Origin of the sequence: Streptomyces sp. CT34, assembly GCF_000805335.1 — a bacterium.
In the GTDB taxonomy this organism is placed as follows: Bacteria; Actinomycetota; Actinomycetes; order Streptomycetales; family Streptomycetaceae; genus Streptomyces.
In genome coordinates, this window is the sequence record NZ_KN708638.1 from 2,562,972 (window position 1) to 2,563,858 (window position 887).

General features: G+C 72.8%; 1 pseudogene. It reads left to right on the forward strand.

The features are described from left to right. Positions 1-156: 156 nt before the first annotated feature. Positions 157-887, forward strand: a pseudogene (locus tag RZ84_RS39660) (condensation protein); the annotation flags it as partial.

Sequence of the window (887 nt, forward strand, 5' to 3'; positions counted from 1 at the left end):
CCCCCCCCGCCCCGCCCCGCCCGCATCACCCCCCACCACTCCACCCACACCAGCAGCAGCACAGACACCACCGGCATCACACCCGGCATCACAACCGGCATCACAAACACCACCGGAAACAGCGGCGACACCAACGTCATCTCCAACGGCACCAGCAACGGGATGCTGCTCGCCGAACTCCCCGTCCCGGCCCGTCCGCCACGCACCGCCGACGCCCCGCCCCCGTACACGGTCAACGACCAACTCCTCGTCGCCACCTTCCTGATGACCGCGCGCTGGAACCTGCTGCACGGCCACCGCACCGCCCCGGTCGTCGTCACCATGCCGGTCGACGACCGGCCACGCGGCGCCGAGATGCCCATCGGCAACGGCACCCGACTCGTCTCCGTCGGCTTCGAACCGGACGCCGAACGCCAGGACGCCGCACTCCTCACCGCCGACCCGCCCGACCCCGCCGCGGTGTCCCGTCTGCTGCGCCACACGGCCGCCCGCACCCGCACCCTGAAGTCCACACAGGGATCACAACTGGGACTGTCGGGAACCCTGTTGACCGCCCCCGCGCTCCCCGTCGGCCTGCGCGCCGCCCTCACCCGCACGCTCCGCTCCGCCGCCGCACCCTGGACGTCGACCACACTCCTCTCCAACATCGGCCGCGTCCCCTACCCACTGGACTTCGGCGACGCCGGCCGGGCAACCGCCGTCTGGTTCTCCGCCCCCGCTCGTATGCCCCGCGGACTGACCGTCACCACCGTCTCGGTCGGCAACCGCATCCAACTGGCGCTCCGCTGGTCCCACACCCTCCTCGACACCCCCGCCGCCAACCACCTGGCCGCCCTCTTCCGCTCCTCCCTGGCCGCCACCGCCACTCCCCCGGCCGCGCCACCCCC